This window comes from Paenibacillus sp. 1001270B_150601_E10, from assembly GCF_015558675.1.
In the GTDB taxonomy this organism is placed as follows: Bacteria; Bacillota; Bacilli; order Paenibacillales; family Paenibacillaceae; genus Paenibacillus_B.
The window spans coordinates 321,416-337,345 of record NZ_JADMOL010000003.1; the positions used below are offsets into that span (position 1 = coordinate 321,416).

Genomic DNA, 15,930 nt, shown 5'->3' on the forward strand with positions numbered 1-15,930 from the left:
GTCTTATTCACTTCATCGCGGAACCTCTGGTCATTCAGCTTTGGCAAATTCGCATGGGAATAGGAGTGATTGCCAAGGATATGGCCTTCGCTCACAATGCGCTTGATAATATCAGGATTTGCCTCAGCTCGGTTGCCCACAGCGAAGAATGTGGCTTTGACATTGTGCTGCTTCAGGACATTCAGCACTTGAACGGTAAAGTATTTGTCCGGCACATCATCGAAGGTAAGCGCCACTCGGCGTGGAGAGGAAGGCCCCTGCAAAATAAAGTTCGAGCTATACTTCTCACGAATCTGAGCAAGGCTTAATGAGTTCGTCTGTCTTTTAGATGCTTCGCTTCCCCCAGCCAGATCAGGAGCCCCTGTAGAGAAGATTCGAACAGGGCCTTGGCCGTTGTTAGCTGCATGAGGACCTTGTGCATTATGGTTAGAGGCCTGTGAGCCGCATCCTGCTGCGAGGATGCTGATCAGCAGTGCCAGTACCGCCTTTTTGAACATAGTCAATGTACACACTCCTTATTAGGGTTCTAAGTAAGGTTAGCTTGTGTACTCTTAAGCCAAATTATCCTTTCCACAACAAAAGAAGGAGACCATTATGGCCTCCTTCTGTAAAAGGATTCAATTATACGGCCTCTGCGGCATCATCAGAGAATTGACTGTTGTACAGGTCGTTGTAGAAGCCGCCCTGATCCATCAATTCCTGGTGGGTTCCCTGCTCAATAACCGTACCTTTGTTCATCACCAGAATAAGATCGGCGTTCTTAATCGTGGAGAGACGGTGTGCAATTACGAAGCTTGTGCGTCCTTGCATGAGCTGCGTCATGGCCTTTTGAATAAATACCTCAGTACGCGTATCAACGCTGCTTGTAGCCTCATCCAGAATCAGAATCGCAGGATCTGCAAGAATCGCTCTTGCGATCGTAAGCAGCTGCTTCTGGCCTTGGGAAATATTCGACGCCTCTTCATTCAACACCGTATCATAGCCTTTCGGCAGCGTACGGATAAAGTGGTCGGCGTGAGCAGCTTTAGCTGCACGAATAATGTCCGCTTCAGAAGCATCCTTATTGCCATAAGCAATATTGTCACGGATCGTACCGTTAAAGAGCCACGTATCCTGAAGCACCATGCCGAACATCGTGCGAAGGTCGCTGCGCTTCATATCCATGATATTTACGCCGTCAATACGAATCGCGCCGCCATTGAGCTCATAGAAGCGCATAAGCAGGTTGATCAAGGTCGTCTTTCCGGCACCGGTCGGTCCAACGATCGCTACCGTCTGGCCCGGCTTCGCCTCAATGTTCATATCCTCCATCAAGAGCTCGCCCTCTTTGTATCCGAATTGAACATGGTCGAATACGACATGGCCTTGAGGGTATTTAATCGAAGCTGGACTTGCGGATTCTGGTACTTCCTCCTCTTCATCCAGCACTTCAAATACACGTTCAGCCGAAGCAATGGTGGACTGGATGATGTTCGCAATATTTGCGGTTTGCGCAATGGGCTGCGTAAATTGACGAGCGTATTGGATAAACGCCTGCACGTCCCCGATCGTAATTGTCTTGTTGGTCACAAAGATACCGCCAACGACACAGATCAATACGTAGCCTAGGTTTCCTACAAAGTTGATGAGAGGCATAATAATACCGGAAATAAACTGTGCTCGCCAGCCTGAATCGTACAAGCGATCATTGATCTTTTCAAACTCATCCAACGATTTTTGCTCATGATTGAAGGCTTTAACGATTTGATGACCTGTGTACATTTCTTCAACATGACCGTTCAGCTCACCAAGTGATTTTTGCTGCCCCATAAAGTGCTTTTGTGAGCGAGAAGCAACCATCTTCACCACGACACCACTGAGCGGCAGCGTCAGCATACAGATCAATGTCAGCCAAGGGCTGATCGTCAGCATCATAATGATAATGCCGACGAGCGTCACTACAGATGTAATGATCTGAGTCAAGCTTTGCTGCAAGGTGGTACTGATATTATCGATATCGTTCGTCACACGGCTTAGAATCTCCCCGTGTGTACGATTATCAAAGTATTTGAGCGGCAGTCGATTCAGCTTATCATTCACCTGCTGACGCATGTCGTACACAATCTTCTGCGCAACTCCAGCCATTAAGTACTGTTGAACGTAGGCAAAGAATGCACTGAAGATATACAAACCAACGAGCAATAACAAAATGCCATTAATATAGTCAAAGTCAATATGAGCGCCTGGCACCTTATTCATCATAGCCATTAACCCTTCAAACAATCGGGTCGTTGCCTTACCCATAATTTTCGGGCTGACAATCGAGAATACGGTGCTCAGGATCGCCATGATAAATACAACAAATAACGTTACGCGCTTTGGCTTCAAATATCCAAGCAGGCGCTTAAAGGTTCCTTTAAAGTCCTTCGCCTTGTCTCCCGGCATGGACATGCCGCCCATTGGGCCTCCCATGGGACCGCCGCCGCGTTTAGGTGCTTTATCTTTGTTACTCATGCGATCTCCTCCTCAGACAGCTGCGAAGACACAATCTCGCGGTAGACCTCACTTGTCTCAAGCAGCTCCTTATGCGTACCAATGGCAGCAATACGGCCTTCATCCATGACGATAATCTGATCGGCATCCATAACCGTGCTTACGCGCTGTGCCACGATAATGACTGTCGCTTCTGTCGTCTCGCCTTTCAACGCTTTGCGCAAGTTGGCATCGGTCTTGAAGTCGAGCGCCGAGAAGCTGTCATCGAAAATATAAACCTCAGGTCGACGTACCAATGCACGGGCGATAGATAAGCGCTGCTTTTGTCCGCCGGATACGTTCGTTCCCCCTTGAGATATTGGGGAATCAAAGCCGTCCTTCATCGATTCAATAAAGTCCGTCGCCTGCGCGATTGCCGCTGCATGGCGAATCTCTTCGTCTGTAGCATCTTCCTTGCCGTATCGAATATTATCCTTAATCGTACCTGTAAACAGCACTGCCTTCTGCGGTACAAGTCCAATCTTCTCGCGCAGCTGTTCCTGCGCCATATCTCGGATATCGATGCCATCGACCTTAATGCTGCCGCTATCGATATCATAGAAGCGCGGAATCAGGTTCAAGAGCGTAGATTTCCCTGCCCCTGTACCTCCGATGATCGCCGTCGTTTCACCTGGGCGGGCGGCAAAGGAGATGTCGGACAGCGCAGGCTCTTCTGCACCTGGGTAGCTGAAGGTTACACGGTCAAACTCCACATATCCGCGTAAACCCGTATCCTTCTTAGACTCAAGCTTGTCTGTAATCACCGGCTTCATATCAAGCACTTCATTCACACGCGCAGCCGACGCGGAAGCACGTGGAATCATCACGAACATCATCGATACCATAATCAAGGAGAACATAATTTGCATCGCATATTGGATAAATGCCATCATGTCGCCTACCATCAAATCCCCAGCATTAATTTGCTTTGCTCCAAAGTATACAATCGATATCGTTGCGAAGTTCATCGCAAACATCATAATCGGCATCAAGGAAGCCATAATGCGGTTGACTCGAACAGCTGTATCCGTCAAATCTTTATTGGCCGCTTGGAAACGTTCCTTTTCATCGTCCACTCGATTGAATGAACGGATAACACGAATCCCGATCAAGCTTTCACGAAGAACGAGATTCAGCTTATCCAATTTCTTCTGCATCGCTTTGAAGAGCGGAATTCCTTTGCGCGCAACCAAGAAGACAGCGAGCGCAAGCAGTGGAATAATGACAAGCAGGATCAGCGTCAGCTTCGCATCCTTTTCCACCGCCATAATAATCCCACCGATACACATCATCGGCGCCATGACCATCATGCGAAGGATCATCACCAAGACTTGCTGCACTTGTGTAATGTCGTTCGTGGTGCGCGTAATCAATGAAGCTGTACCGACTTCATCAAACTCTTGAAGCGAGAAGTGCTGCACGTGATTAAATACGCGTGAACGGAGCTGCTTGCCATAGCCTGTTGCGACTTTAGCTGACAAGTAGCTTGCCCCAATCATACATGCGGTACCAATCAAGGCAACCCCAAGCATGATAAGGCCAACACGCCAAATATAAGGCACATCGCCTTCTACAATTCCTGTATCTACGATCTTCGACATCAAATTCGGCAGATACAGATCGGATAAGGATTGAATAAATACGAGTAGAAGCACAAACACGATTGGCGCTCGGAAAGGCTTCAAGTAGCGGAACAACTTCAACATTCCTTTTCATCTCCTGTCTGATCATTCATTGCTAGTATGGAGCTTGCTTCCTCTCTGTACTCAGAAATCTTGCGCATAAGCAGAACCAATTGCAGGCTGTCAGCCTCACCGAGGTATTCCACCAGATGATTCAATTGCTTGCGAATGCTATCTACGGTCTCATCCGTAAACTTGCGTCCTTCTTCCGTTAGCGTTACTCTTATAACTCTACGGTCCACTCGATCAACATATCGATGAATGAAGTGCTTGTTCTCTAGCGGATTCAACATCTGTGTCACCGTTGGGGACGTTACCTGAAGAAGCTTGCTAATATCGGACACGCGCATATCCGGTTCCCCGAGATCTTCCTGTCTACGAAGATGAAGCAACAGCATCAAGTCGTTTTTCTTCTGACCATTTAATATTCGGCGATACCAGCCCGATCTGTGAATAAGCACAAGAGATTCCACCAGCTCGTTCGCTGTCGCCTGCAGCTCTACCATTACACTCACCTCAACTCCATTTCATAACTTGTTTATTAAATAGTTTTTCTAATAATTAAACACTATATTAATTAGGAATCTAATTATATACCTCTAAAAAACCTCGTGTCAAACACATAACCGAGCCAGATTTTTCACATCTTTTTCCCGTGCCTCAGCATAAAAGGACCCCTTCACGACGAAGGGGCCCTCTGTTCAGCTTCACTCGTTAGTGAAGCTTTTGATATATTTTTTCCACGGCATCAACCGTCCGATATTTAGACACTTCTTCCGCATACAGCATGGATTCATTGCTGCCAAGTCCCACATAGCCGTTCACGCTCAAGCTCTCATGGAACAGCTGGTGCACATGCTGCTGCAGCCTGTCATCGAAGTAAATCATGACGTTGCGGCATATAATGAGGTGAAATTCATTGAACGATCGATCCATCACGAGATTATGCTGGAAAAAGAGAATGCGCTGCATCAGCTCACGGTTAAAAATGGCCTCGCTCTCCGTAGTCGTGTAATATTTGGAGAACTCCATTATCCCGCCGGCTTGCAAATAATTTTTTGTATAGCTCTGCATGGACGAAAGTCGATAGGCTCCCTTGCGCGCTACATTCAGCGCTTCCTCGTTCATATCGGTGGCATAGATCTTTACTTTGTCTCCAAGACCCTCTTCCTCAAGCAGGATCGCCATGGATATGGGCTCCTCGCCTGTCGAGCAGCCCGCATGCCAAATTCGGATCTCCGGCAGCTTACGAAGCTCAGGCACGATTTTTTTCCTAAGTGCGAGGAAGAACGAGGGATCTCGGAACATTTCCGTAACACGGATCGATAAGTCCTGAAGCAGCCGATCAACCGCCTCTGGATCGAATAGGATTCGCTCAAGCAGCGCGGTGATGGAAGGCACCTTCTCACGGTTCATCCGATATTGAAGCCGCCTTCTGATCGAAGACCTTGCATAATGGCGAAAGTCATATCCGTATCTACGGTACAAGCCGTCAAGAAGCAAATCGATCTCTAGCTCCGTTATCTCTTCAGCATCAGCAGCATTCAAGCTTTCATACCGATTTGTCATGTTATGATGTTCCATCCCTGTACCTTTTCTTATTTACTCAGCCATACTCTCATCAGAGAGAACAGCTGGTTCAAATTAATCGGCTTGCTAATATAATCAGACGCACCGACCTCCAGGCAGCGCTCTCGGTCCTGCTTCATCGCTTTCGCCGTCAATGCAATAATCGGCAGCTTCTCGTAATCCGGCATGCCTCTGATCTCTTGAATCGTATCATACCCATCCATAACCGGCATCATGATATCCATGAGCACGAGGTTAATATCAGGATGCTTCTCAAGCTCGCTCAGCCCCTCCTCGCCATCATGAGCAGCAATCACCTCAACGCCTTCCTTCTCAAGGATGTTCATCAGGGCAAATACGTTACGAATATCATCATCGACGACAAGCACTTTTTTGCCTTCGAACGGTCTGGATTTTGTCTCCTCTTCCTCTGGTGTCTCCGATTCTGAGGACAACGGTTCTTTGGACTCCGTAAACATCGACTCAGGACGCTCGATTCGAATCGTCTCGCTAGTTGCCGCTGCTTGAAGGAGGACCTGATCCGATTCCGTTACCGATTCCCCCTTAGGCGGCAATGAAGGGATAATCACCGTAAAGGTGCTTCCCACACCCACCTCGCTCTCAAGGAAGACCTTTCCGCCAAGTAGGCGTGACAGCTCCCTACAAATCGATAAGCCAAGCCCTGTTCCGCCATACTTGCGGCTCGTACGGCCATCCGCTTGCTGGAAAGCTTCAAATATAATGGATTGCTTGTCTGCCGCAATTCCGATGCCTGTATCTTGAACGGAGATCGCAAGCCATTGATGATCTGAAGGATGCTGATGAATATCCACATGTGCAAGCATGTCCTGCTTTGGCTTCGAGATTCGAAGCGTAACCGATCCATGCTCCGTAAATTTAAAAGCATTGGACAGGAGATTGCGCACAATCTGATGGAGACGCTGTTCATCTGTATAGAATATATCGGCGAGCGATTCATCCCGCTCGACATGGAATTCAAGATCCTTCTGCTCTGCCACTTGATCGAATTGAAGCTTCATTTGCATGGGAAGCTCGGATAGATTCATCGCATCAATGACGACATCGAGCTTACCGGCTTCTACCTTGGACAGATCGAGTATGTCATTAATTAGATTGAGTAAATCTTTTCCTGCGGTATAGATGACACGGGCGTATTCCTCTTCCTCGTGAGACAGGCGCCCTTCACCATTCTCAGCCAGCATTTGCGATAGAATCAGCATGCTGTTGAGCGGCGTGCGCAGCTCATGAGACATATTCGCAAGGAATTCCGACTTGTACTGCGAGCTTTGCTCTAGCTTCATCGCATACTGCTCCAGCTCAATTCGAATTTGGTTAAGCTCATTCGACTTCTGTAGAGCATTGCGATTCTGCTCTTCAAGCTGTTCGTTGGTCATGCGAAGCTCTTCTTGCTGCATTTGAAGCTCTTCAGACTGGGTCTGAAGCTCCTCTGTCATCGTCTGGGATTCAAGCAGCAGGCGCTCGATCTCCATCCGATTCTCAACCGTGTTCAACATCGTACCGAACGGCTCAATGACATCTCGGATGATGCTGCGATGCTTCTGCTCGAATGCGCCAAGGCTCGCAAGCTCAAGCACAGCGATGACTCTTCCTTTATATTTGACTGGCGCTATAAATAAGTTTCGAGGCTTAATCTTGCTAATGCTTGATGTGATGCTTACATGTTCAATCGGGACATCCTTGAGTTCCATGACCTTGCCATCAAGCGCACTTTGGCCAACCAGGCCCTCCCCTAGAGCGATGCGATCTTCTCCGGCTTCCCCTCCTTCTGCCGCATAGCAAGCGAACCTCACAAGCACCGTATCCGTACCCTTGTCTTCGGTAACATAGAACACGCCATAAGAAGCTCCAAGCGTCTCCGCAAGCTTGCTGATAAATTGCTGCACCAGCTCTTTCGAATGGTCGATATCCTGACAGCTGCGAAGCACCTCTGATGATGCGGTCTTGACCCAGTAGTCTTCCGCGTGCATGTCGATGAGCTGATTCGTGGCGTTAGCAAGCTCTGCGACCTCATCCTTGGATCGTACCTGAACCCGCTTCGAGTAATCGCCGCTTGCTGCAGCGATAGATTGGATCATCATCGTGACATCGCGAAGCGTGCGAACGACCGATTTGGAGATATACCATGCGAGCAAAACGGCAAGAGCAGCTAGGAATACGAACTGACCATACAAGACCAGCTTCAGAATACTCCCCTGCTTCTCCATCTCCTGCACACGACTATTGGCTAGATCGCGTTCAAATTCTCTAAACGCGCTAAGATCATTTCGAATTTTATCCATGTACTGCTTTCCGATATCATCATTAAAAAATTTTATAATTTCGAGATTTTCTCCGTTCCGCTTCATTTCGATGACAGGGTCACCGGCTTCCTTGATCCAGTTGCCGATATAGGTATTAATTCGTTCCAAACGCTCCACTTCAAGCGGACTATCCTTTACAAGCTCCATGAGCTTCATATAGTCCTCTTCATAGGAGGATCTACCTGCTTGGTACGGCTCCAAATAAGTTGGATTGCCTGTAATGACATATCCCCGCTGGCCCGTCTCCATATCAAGCAAATGAGTTTCTAATTGGTTTGCCAGGTCACTCGCTCCGACCACACGATCTGCGACAAAGCGCACTTCTCTTTCGATCGTATCAATCTGGGACGTTACGCCGATCATCGATATGAGCAAACATGCCAACAGAAGCATGTATCCTATGATAATCTTCATCCTGATATTAAGCCGACTCATGTTCCCCCTCTTTCCTACTGTAAATTAACCTTCGTTTATTTCACTAACCATCACAAACAATAATTGTTATTCATTATTATAAGTTACTTATATAAACTTTGGGTAGCTTTCAAACGGTTACATTAGTACACAACCGCAAAGAACCCACCTGTAACCGAATAATTCGAATAGGTCAATCTTTCCTTCCAATGGTTCCCTTGGTACAATACTGTATGGCATCAATGACATACGGAGGAGAACCCATTATGCACCTGCTGCATCGATTCAAGTCGGAGATCAAGGATTGGCATCCTAATATTCGATTGTTTTTCCTGTCGAATCTGCTGTATCAGTTCGGAAGCGGCATGTTCACCGTGCTTTACAACTTATATATTCAATCACTTGGCTATAACCAAGAGATGAATGGATCGATTGTCAGCATTCAGTCACTGGCAACGGCCCTTATGTTTATCCCCATTGGCCTGATGGGCGATCGCTTCAGCCGCAAGCATATTTTGATTGTGGGAGCCATGATGACGGGCCTGTTCTTTACTGGGCGATCCTTTGTTACATCCGAGGGGGCGCTGCAGCTATTCGCGATAGGCTCTGGCCTTTTTATATCCTTTTACCAAGTTATCGCTATCCCCTTCCTTGCGGCCAACACGCGTATTGACCAGCGGCTTCGCTTGTTCAGCTACCATGCTTCGATGGTGCTGGCGGCGCAGGTCATCGGAAGCATCGGAGGCGGCATGTGGGCGGATTGGATGCAGCAATGGGGATTTGAGAAGATTACCAGCTTGCAGACCTCGCTTATGATCGGTGGTATCGCAACATTGGTGTCCTTTATCCCATTGTTGTTTGTTAAGGACAGCAAGCAAGATGTTGTAGCAGCAAAGACGTCTCTTTCTAACTCGTCTGCTTCTAACGTAAATGAGAAGCATACGGCAGCAGCCGCACAAGGCAGCGGCCAAGAATCACGAGAGTCAAAGCGACGGGATGTCGTGCTGATTGCAAAATTCACCTTTGCACAGGTGCTGATCGGCTTAGGGTCTGGTCTTGTCGTGCCTTACTTGAACCTCTACTTTACCGATCGATTTGAAATATCCCTTACAGGAGTAGGCTTCCTTGTTTCTTTAGGACAGGTGATGACCATTATATCGATGCTTATAGGTCCATCGTTAGCAGCTAAAGTAGGGCAAGTGCGCGCTGTGTTCTTCTTTCAGCTCTTGTCGCTGCCGTTCTTGCTGCTCACTGGCTTTACAACCTTATTTGTCGTCGCAGCCATCAGCTTCTTGTTCCGACAAGCTTTGATGAATGCAGCGAATCCGATACAATCGGCTCTTATGGTGGAACGAGTATCCGATAAGCGGAGAGGCATTGCCAATTCCTGTACCCAGACGGCCTTTATGCTGGGCTGGGCCAGCATGGGCACGGTCCAATCCGGTCTCATTACGACATATGGAACCTATTGGGGCTATGCCATAACCTTTACGATTACGGGAATGCTTTATGTAACCGCTGCCGTCTGCTACTATTACATGTTTCGCGACATTCAACGTAAAGAAAAGCCGGCACATTCACCCTCCATGTCGTAAAGTTTGATAAGTTGTCATTTGCAAAACCATTTTGGACACGATATGCTAAGAGGGTTTTGGTTCAAATGGGAGGTGATACGATGAGTTCGTGGAAAAATTATATTGTTCGCTGGACACCTGCCCGTGTTCTGGTTACAGGCTTTGTCGCACTTATTGCCATTGGCATGGCGCTGTTGAAGCTGCCGATTGCCGTACACGATGGTGTGCAGCTGAGTTGGGTGGATGCCCTATTTACCGCGACCTCAGCGTTATGCGTTACGGGGTTAACCGTAGTGGATACCCAAATGACGTATACGATGTTTGGCGAGTGTGTCATCATGACGCTCGTTCAAATTGGTGGTATCGGCTTTATGACCGTAGCGACCATGTTCTATCTTATGATTGGAAAACGAATCTCCTTGAAGGAGCGCCTGATCCTCCAGGAGTCGATGAATACGAACAGCATGGAGGGCATTGTCCGGACGATTCGAAGAGTAATATACTTTGTAGCCATCATACAGCTTGGCGCTACGCTTCTGCTTACGCTGCACTGGCTCCCTGAGATGTCTTGGAAGCAGGCTCTTTATTACGGACTATTCCATAGCGTGTCATTATTCAACAATGGCGGCTTCGACTTGTTCGGCAACAGCTTCCAGGCCTATGCAGACGATACGCTCTTTAATCTGATTGCCTTTTTCCTTGTTATATCAGGAGGTTTAGGCTTCATCGTACTTGCTGAATTGTACGAGTATCGGGAAAAACGAAGACTATCGCTGCATTCTAAAGTTGTGCTGTCCATGACAGGCATCTTGATTCTTGTCGGCTCTATCTTCATCTTTATTTTTGAATATACAAATCCGAATACAATGCAGCCGCTTAGCTTTACCGGCAAGGTCTATGCGTCGATGTTCCAGTCGATCTCAACGCGCTCCTCTGGGACAAGTACCGTGGATATCTCAGAGCTTAGACAGGTCACACAGTTCTTTATGATTATCCTGATGTTTATTGGCGGTTCTCCTGGCTCCACTGGCGGCGGAATCAAGACAACGACGTTTGCAATCCTGATTTGTGCCGTTATTGCCATGCTTCGCGGACAGGAAGACGCTGTGCTGTTCCGCACACGCTTGTCCAAGGATCAGATTCTAAAGGCGCTAACGATCATCTTCCTTGCGCTGATTATGGTCTTGTCCGTCTCCATGCTGCTTGCCATGACGGAGGATCAGCCGTTCCTCAATATCTTATTCGATACGACCTCGGCCGTGGCCACAGTAGGCCTGACCATGGGAATGACCGTTGAGCTGTCTGATTTCGGCAAGCTGGTGTTCTGTCTTGCCATGTTTATTGGACGGGTCGGTCCACTTACACTTGCTTATGCCATGAACCGCAGAAGCACACGGTCTCGCTTCCGCTACCCAGAAGGCAAGATCATGATCGGTTAAACCTTGCAACATGAAAAACGTAAGCCCTTTGATGGCTTACGTTTTTTTGCCGTTAGGCTAACTTGGATTCTCTAGGAAATTATATCGCATGGTAGCGAGTGTCTTCTCCCGGCAAGACATATCGCTTATGTTCTCTTCTGTCGGTTCTCATGATGTCTTTTTTACCCTGCCTAGGTGTGTATAGTCTGCTTGCGCGAATCATTCCCGTTGCATACGCACTATTTTTTACATAAAACAACTGCTTGTAACAACCTCGACTCTTTCTGTATGCAAGGTATAGCGGCAGTTTTATCTAAAAAATAGATGGTTGGTTGTAGACCCTTCAGTAGTACGTTGAGGTACACTTTAACGGTTTGAGTTTGAGCAGCCTTAGGCATATCGTATCCGCTGTATTCAATTGGAATAACGTATGAAGTTCGAACCAAGCCATGTTTCTCGGCACCGTATCCATAGGCGGCGTAGACAGCTTAGGCAGTACAACTTGATGCTTAACCGTTAACTTGCGAGATGCTGGCGAATAATTCGGCTGAAGCTGGTCGTTTAATAGCTGGTATACCGAATGATTAGAGGGAATCGGCCCTTGATTCACTCTTGCAATAGGCACAAACACTGTGTACAAGAAGGCAATGACGAGTATGATGCTGATCGACTTTTTATGCGGTTTGAACGTTACCGTCATTCTCTCACCCCTCGTATTATCTGTTGTGAATGTCCATTGCGTTTACATTACGATGATCGCTTCACTCTATATTTTTTAGGAAGAAGTTGCTTTTGCCTCTGTTTTCTTCTTCGATCGCTGTTCCCAGCGGAAAATGGAATTCAGGAATCGGTACACATGCTTGGATTCCTTCGTTAAGATTGGCCCCAGTATAGCGAGAATGAGTACATACAAAGCGGCAAATGGCTGAAGCAATTGCATGAGTCCGCCTGCTTTACCGAGATTCGCCAAGATAATGGAGAACTCGCCGCGCGATACGATCGTAAGACCGATATTAGATGATGCTTTGTGTGACAATCCTGCGCTGCGTCCAGCAAGCATCCCGGCAAGGAAGTTCCCGAACAACGTAATCGCGACAGCTCCAATGGACAGCCAGAACGCATCCAACAGCTCAAAGGGATTGATGGTCAGTCCGAAGCTGAAGAAGAACAAGGCGCCAAAGAAGTCACGGAACGGCAGAATCAAGTGCTCAATACGCTTCATATGATCCGTTTCTGCCAGCACCAATCCGACAAGCAAAGCGCCAATCGCTTCGGCCACATGGATCGTCTCCGAGAAGCCTGCAACAATGAACAGCGTTGCAAATACGGCAAGCAGGAATAATTCATTGGAACGGATATTGAATACCTTATTCAGAAGCGGCGTTGCGAGTCGTCCAAGTATAATGAACAGCAGCATGAATCCGAGTGCAACACCAGCGGATAGAATAACGCCTCCGATCGAGCTTGCTCCACTTAGAACAAGTCCAGACAATACAGAGATGTACACCGCCAAGAAAATATCCTCGAACATGATGATCCCTAGGATCATCTCGGTCTCCGCATTCGCGGTCCGCTTTAGATCGATCAGTACCTTCGCTACAATGGCACTGGATGAAATACTCGTGATGCCTGCCAAGACAAGCACCTCTTGGAAAGGAAGTCCTGCCAAGAAGCCGTACAGCAGCCCTAACGTAAAGTTAATGGCGATATAGATGGTTCCACCGATTGCAATCGATTTCCCCGCCTTAATCAATCGACCTACGGAGAATTCCAGTCCCAAGTAGAAGAGAAGGAATAGAACCCCCATTCTGCCTAGAAGCTCGATTAGCTCTCCACTCTCAATAAATCGGAAGTCAAAGTTTCCAAACTTAGGAGCATGAGGGCCTACAATCATTCCGACAAGGATATAAAACGGAATGACGGAGAATCGAAGCTTCGAGGACAAGAGACCGGCAAGGGCGACAAGTCCAACCGCCAACCCCAGCTCAAGTACAACATGATCCATTTGCTTTAACCCCCAGTTGTTAAAATGTTTTTCAGCGTCTTCAATTGTGGTCTCTCACCCGCAACGACAAGCATCGTTCCTTCCTTAAAGGCATAGTCAGGTCCCGGATTGATTGTCTTGCTTCCATCCTGCTCGATCACCGCAATAATCGCTGCTCCTGTCTTACGACGAACATCAAGCCCACCGATAGTGCAGCCAGCGCATGAGGAACCTGTCTCAATCTTGAACCATTCGATGATCAGATCATCAAGCGCAACCTCGATATTCTCAAGCGCCTTCGGTTTATAGGACAAGCCGCCTACGATACCTGCAATCTGCCTTGCCTCATCGTCGTCCAAGGACACCATGGACACGCTCTCATCAAGATCGTCATAATCGAAATGGAAGAGCTCGCGACGACCATCGTCATGGATGATGATCACCAATTTGTCTCCGCTTTTCGTGATGATTTGAAACTTTCGGCCGATTCCCGGCAGATCCGTTTCTTTGATTTGAGTCATTACATCTACCTCCATAAATGTTTTCACGGAAATATTATAACATAAAAACGGGCGAACCTGAGATTTCACCTCCTAGTCTATGAAATTGTACTATTTTTTACACAAAATCACCCCAATTCAAACTTTTTTGTCTGAATTAGGGTGATTTAGATGCTTGATCTTTTAGGATGGAACTGCTGCTGATTTGGAGCTTTTCACCTCATACAAGGCGTGAGTGGAATCGATAATATGATCTGGCTTCGGCTTCCCGCGGCTTGCGCGATGTCCGGCGATATGGGCTTCGCTCGTCTCCCACTTCTTCCAAGCTTCTTCAGACTCCCAGCGAATCAGCACGACGACCTCTTCATCTCCGCGGCGAACCTTTTTCACAAGCACGCTCAAATCGATAAAGCCCTCGGATTGCTCAATGATTCCAGGTCCAGAGAAGCGGTCCACAACCAGTTGGGACGTCCCTTCTTTAACCGTGATCGTCTTCGTTTCAATAAACATTGCGACACACTCCTTACTTCGAATAATTGCCGTTATTCTCAGTCTATTGATAAAGATTATCATTGTCAATTTAATATTGGAAATGTCAGCACTTCCGTTTGACCGAAAATAGCTGCTTTCAAGCTCGACCTCTAATAAACTCCTTCAATAATTAGTTAATCGATAAAGTAACAAATATGAGCTTTGCACAATCACACTTCTCTATGTATTTACCATACCTAACAACTGAATGGAATCATTTTTCTTTCCAATCAATCTGTTTCGTACATTTCGATCATTGACAGCGATTCCGTTGGCATATACATTTGAATAAAGTTATCGTTTACTTAATAAAAAAGGAGGTGCAACATGAAGAATCTCGCTCAGGAGGTCTATAAGGAATTAACTGACCATATTCTTCCCTACTGGAGCAAATTGAAGGATGTTCAGCATGGCGGCTTCTACGGAGCGGTCGATGCCTCGCTTAAGATATACCCTCAAGCTAACAAGGGCGGAATCGCCATCTGCCGCTTATTGTGGACCTTCTCCGCGGCTTACCGAGTGATTCAAGATCCAAGCTATCGCGAGCTGGCGGAGCATGCTTACCTCTTCCTAAGAGATCATGTGCTTGATCACCAATATGGCGGCCTGTATTGGATGGTTGATGCTGAGGGACAGCCTGTGGATACGCGAAAGCATGTCTACACACAATCATTTGGCGTTTATGCGTTAAGCGAGTATTACCGAGCCACCGGGGACTCGGAAGCGCTGGAATATGCCAAGCAGCTGTTTATGCTGATGGAGGATAAGGGGTACGATGCTGAGCATAGCGCCTATAAAGAGGAGTTCAATCGGGCCTGGCATGAACAGCCAAATGAGATGCTGAGTGAAAACGGCGTTCTAGCGGAGATCACCATGAATACCCATATACATGTGCTTGAGGGCTATACCAATCTGTATGCGGCGTGGCCCGACTCAGCGCTGAGGAACGCTCTTGGACGGCTCCTTGATCAACTGTACCATCATATCTACGACAAGGAAACGAAGTTTCTTGGCGTGTTTTTCGATAAGGAGTGGAACTCGCTCCTTGATCTCCGATCATTCGGTCACGACATCGAAGCGAGCTGGCTTATCGACCGCGCGATGAAGACCATCGGGATGGAGAAGCCTGAGCATATGCAGATGGTCATTGATATCGCCTATAATATTGCACGTCATGCGATTCAGGAGGATGGATCGCTTGTGAATGAGCAAGAAGGCGATCATATCGACCGTGCTCGCATCTGGTGGGTACAGGCAGAAGCGATCGTGGGCTTCTATAACGCCTATGAACGAACAAAGGACGCCAACTTCCTGCCGATCGTCGAAGGATTGTGGCGTTATACCAAGCAGCACCTGATCGATGCCCGCGAGGGAGGAGAATGGTTCTGGTCGGTGGATGAGCAGG

At 47.5% G+C, this 15,930-nt stretch carries 13 protein-coding genes and 1 pseudogene; 3 read left to right on the forward strand and 11 right to left on the reverse strand.

Annotated features, from left to right (window positions below; genetic code table 11):
• The 6 genes from I2H74_RS24580 to I2H74_RS10060 all read right to left on the reverse strand — a co-directional run.
• On the reverse strand, positions 1–497 hold a 497-nt coding region (locus I2H74_RS24580), incomplete at its 3' end, for a polysaccharide deacetylase family protein (protein WP_229106572.1).
• A 124-nt stretch (positions 498–621) separates the two neighbouring features.
• Entirely contained in the window at positions 622–2,493 is a 1,872-nt protein-coding gene (locus I2H74_RS10040) for an ABC transporter ATP-binding protein (RefSeq protein ID WP_195573821.1), read from the reverse strand.
• Positions 2,490–4,217 carry an ABC transporter ATP-binding protein gene (locus I2H74_RS10045; protein ID WP_195573822.1) on the reverse strand — a complete coding sequence of 576 codons (1,728 nt, stop codon included), beginning with the start codon at positions 4,215–4,217 and terminating at the stop codon, positions 2,490–2,492. Before I2H74_RS10045 ends, I2H74_RS10040 begins: the two co-directional genes overlap by 4 nt.
• Entirely contained in the window at positions 4,211–4,699 is a 489-nt protein-coding gene (locus I2H74_RS10050) for a MarR family winged helix-turn-helix transcriptional regulator (protein ID WP_229106573.1), read from the reverse strand. The genes I2H74_RS10045 and I2H74_RS10050 overlap by 7 nt, the downstream gene beginning before the upstream one ends.
• A 208-nt stretch (positions 4,700–4,907) precedes the next feature.
• Complete coding sequence (locus tag I2H74_RS10055; RefSeq protein ID WP_195573824.1) at positions 4,908–5,762, reverse strand: CheR family methyltransferase; 855 nt, start codon at positions 5,760–5,762, stop codon at positions 4,908–4,910.
• Between the two features lie 29 nt (positions 5,763–5,791).
• Positions 5,792–8,539, reverse strand: coding sequence for a CHASE3 domain-containing protein (locus I2H74_RS10060; RefSeq protein WP_229106541.1), 2,748 nt, complete (start codon positions 8,537–8,539; stop codon positions 5,792–5,794).
• A gap of 245 nt (positions 8,540–8,784) precedes the next feature.
• On the opposite strand from I2H74_RS10060, the gene I2H74_RS10065 reads away from it, so the two are divergent.
• Positions 8,785–10,113 carry an MFS transporter gene (locus I2H74_RS10065; protein ID WP_195573826.1) on the forward strand — a complete coding sequence of 443 codons (1,329 nt, stop codon included), beginning with the start codon at positions 8,785–8,787 and terminating at the stop codon, positions 10,111–10,113.
• A 97-nt stretch (positions 10,114–10,210) separates the two neighbouring features.
• Here the strand turns inward: I2H74_RS10065 and I2H74_RS25270 are convergent.
• Positions 10,211–10,339, reverse strand: a pseudogene (locus I2H74_RS25270) (hypothetical protein); the annotation flags it as partial.
• On the opposite strand from I2H74_RS25270, the gene I2H74_RS10070 reads away from it, so the two are divergent.
• Entirely contained in the window at positions 10,278–11,531 is a 1,254-nt protein-coding gene (locus I2H74_RS10070; protein ID WP_420707438.1) for a TrkH family potassium uptake protein, read from the forward strand. The pseudogene I2H74_RS25270 and the gene I2H74_RS10070 overlap by 62 nt on opposite strands.
• Before the next feature lie 322 nt (positions 11,532–11,853).
• Here the strand turns inward: I2H74_RS10070 and I2H74_RS10075 are convergent, their stop codons facing one another.
• From I2H74_RS10075 to I2H74_RS10090, 4 genes are all read right to left on the reverse strand, one after another.
• Complete coding sequence (locus I2H74_RS10075; protein ID WP_195573828.1) at positions 11,854–12,210, reverse strand: hypothetical protein; 357 nt, start codon at positions 12,208–12,210, stop codon at positions 11,854–11,856.
• Between the two features lie 75 nt (positions 12,211–12,285).
• Positions 12,286–13,515, reverse strand: coding sequence for a cation:proton antiporter (locus I2H74_RS10080; protein ID WP_195573829.1), 1,230 nt, complete (start codon positions 13,513–13,515; stop codon positions 12,286–12,288).
• Between the two features lie 5 nt (positions 13,516–13,520).
• Positions 13,521–14,015 (reverse strand): cation:proton antiporter regulatory subunit, encoded by a 495-nt coding sequence (locus I2H74_RS10085; protein ID WP_195573830.1) that lies wholly within the window; start codon positions 14,013–14,015, stop codon positions 13,521–13,523.
• Positions 14,016–14,177: 162 nt separating this feature from the next.
• Positions 14,178–14,504 carry an antibiotic biosynthesis monooxygenase family protein gene (locus tag I2H74_RS10090; RefSeq protein WP_195573831.1) on the reverse strand — a complete coding sequence of 109 codons (327 nt, stop codon included), beginning with the start codon at positions 14,502–14,504 and terminating at the stop codon, positions 14,178–14,180.
• Between the two features lie 348 nt (positions 14,505–14,852).
• On the opposite strand from I2H74_RS10090, the gene I2H74_RS10095 reads away from it, so the two are divergent.
• The coding region (locus tag I2H74_RS10095) for an AGE family epimerase/isomerase (RefSeq protein WP_229106542.1) at positions 14,853–15,930 on the forward strand (1,078 nt) is incomplete at its 3' end.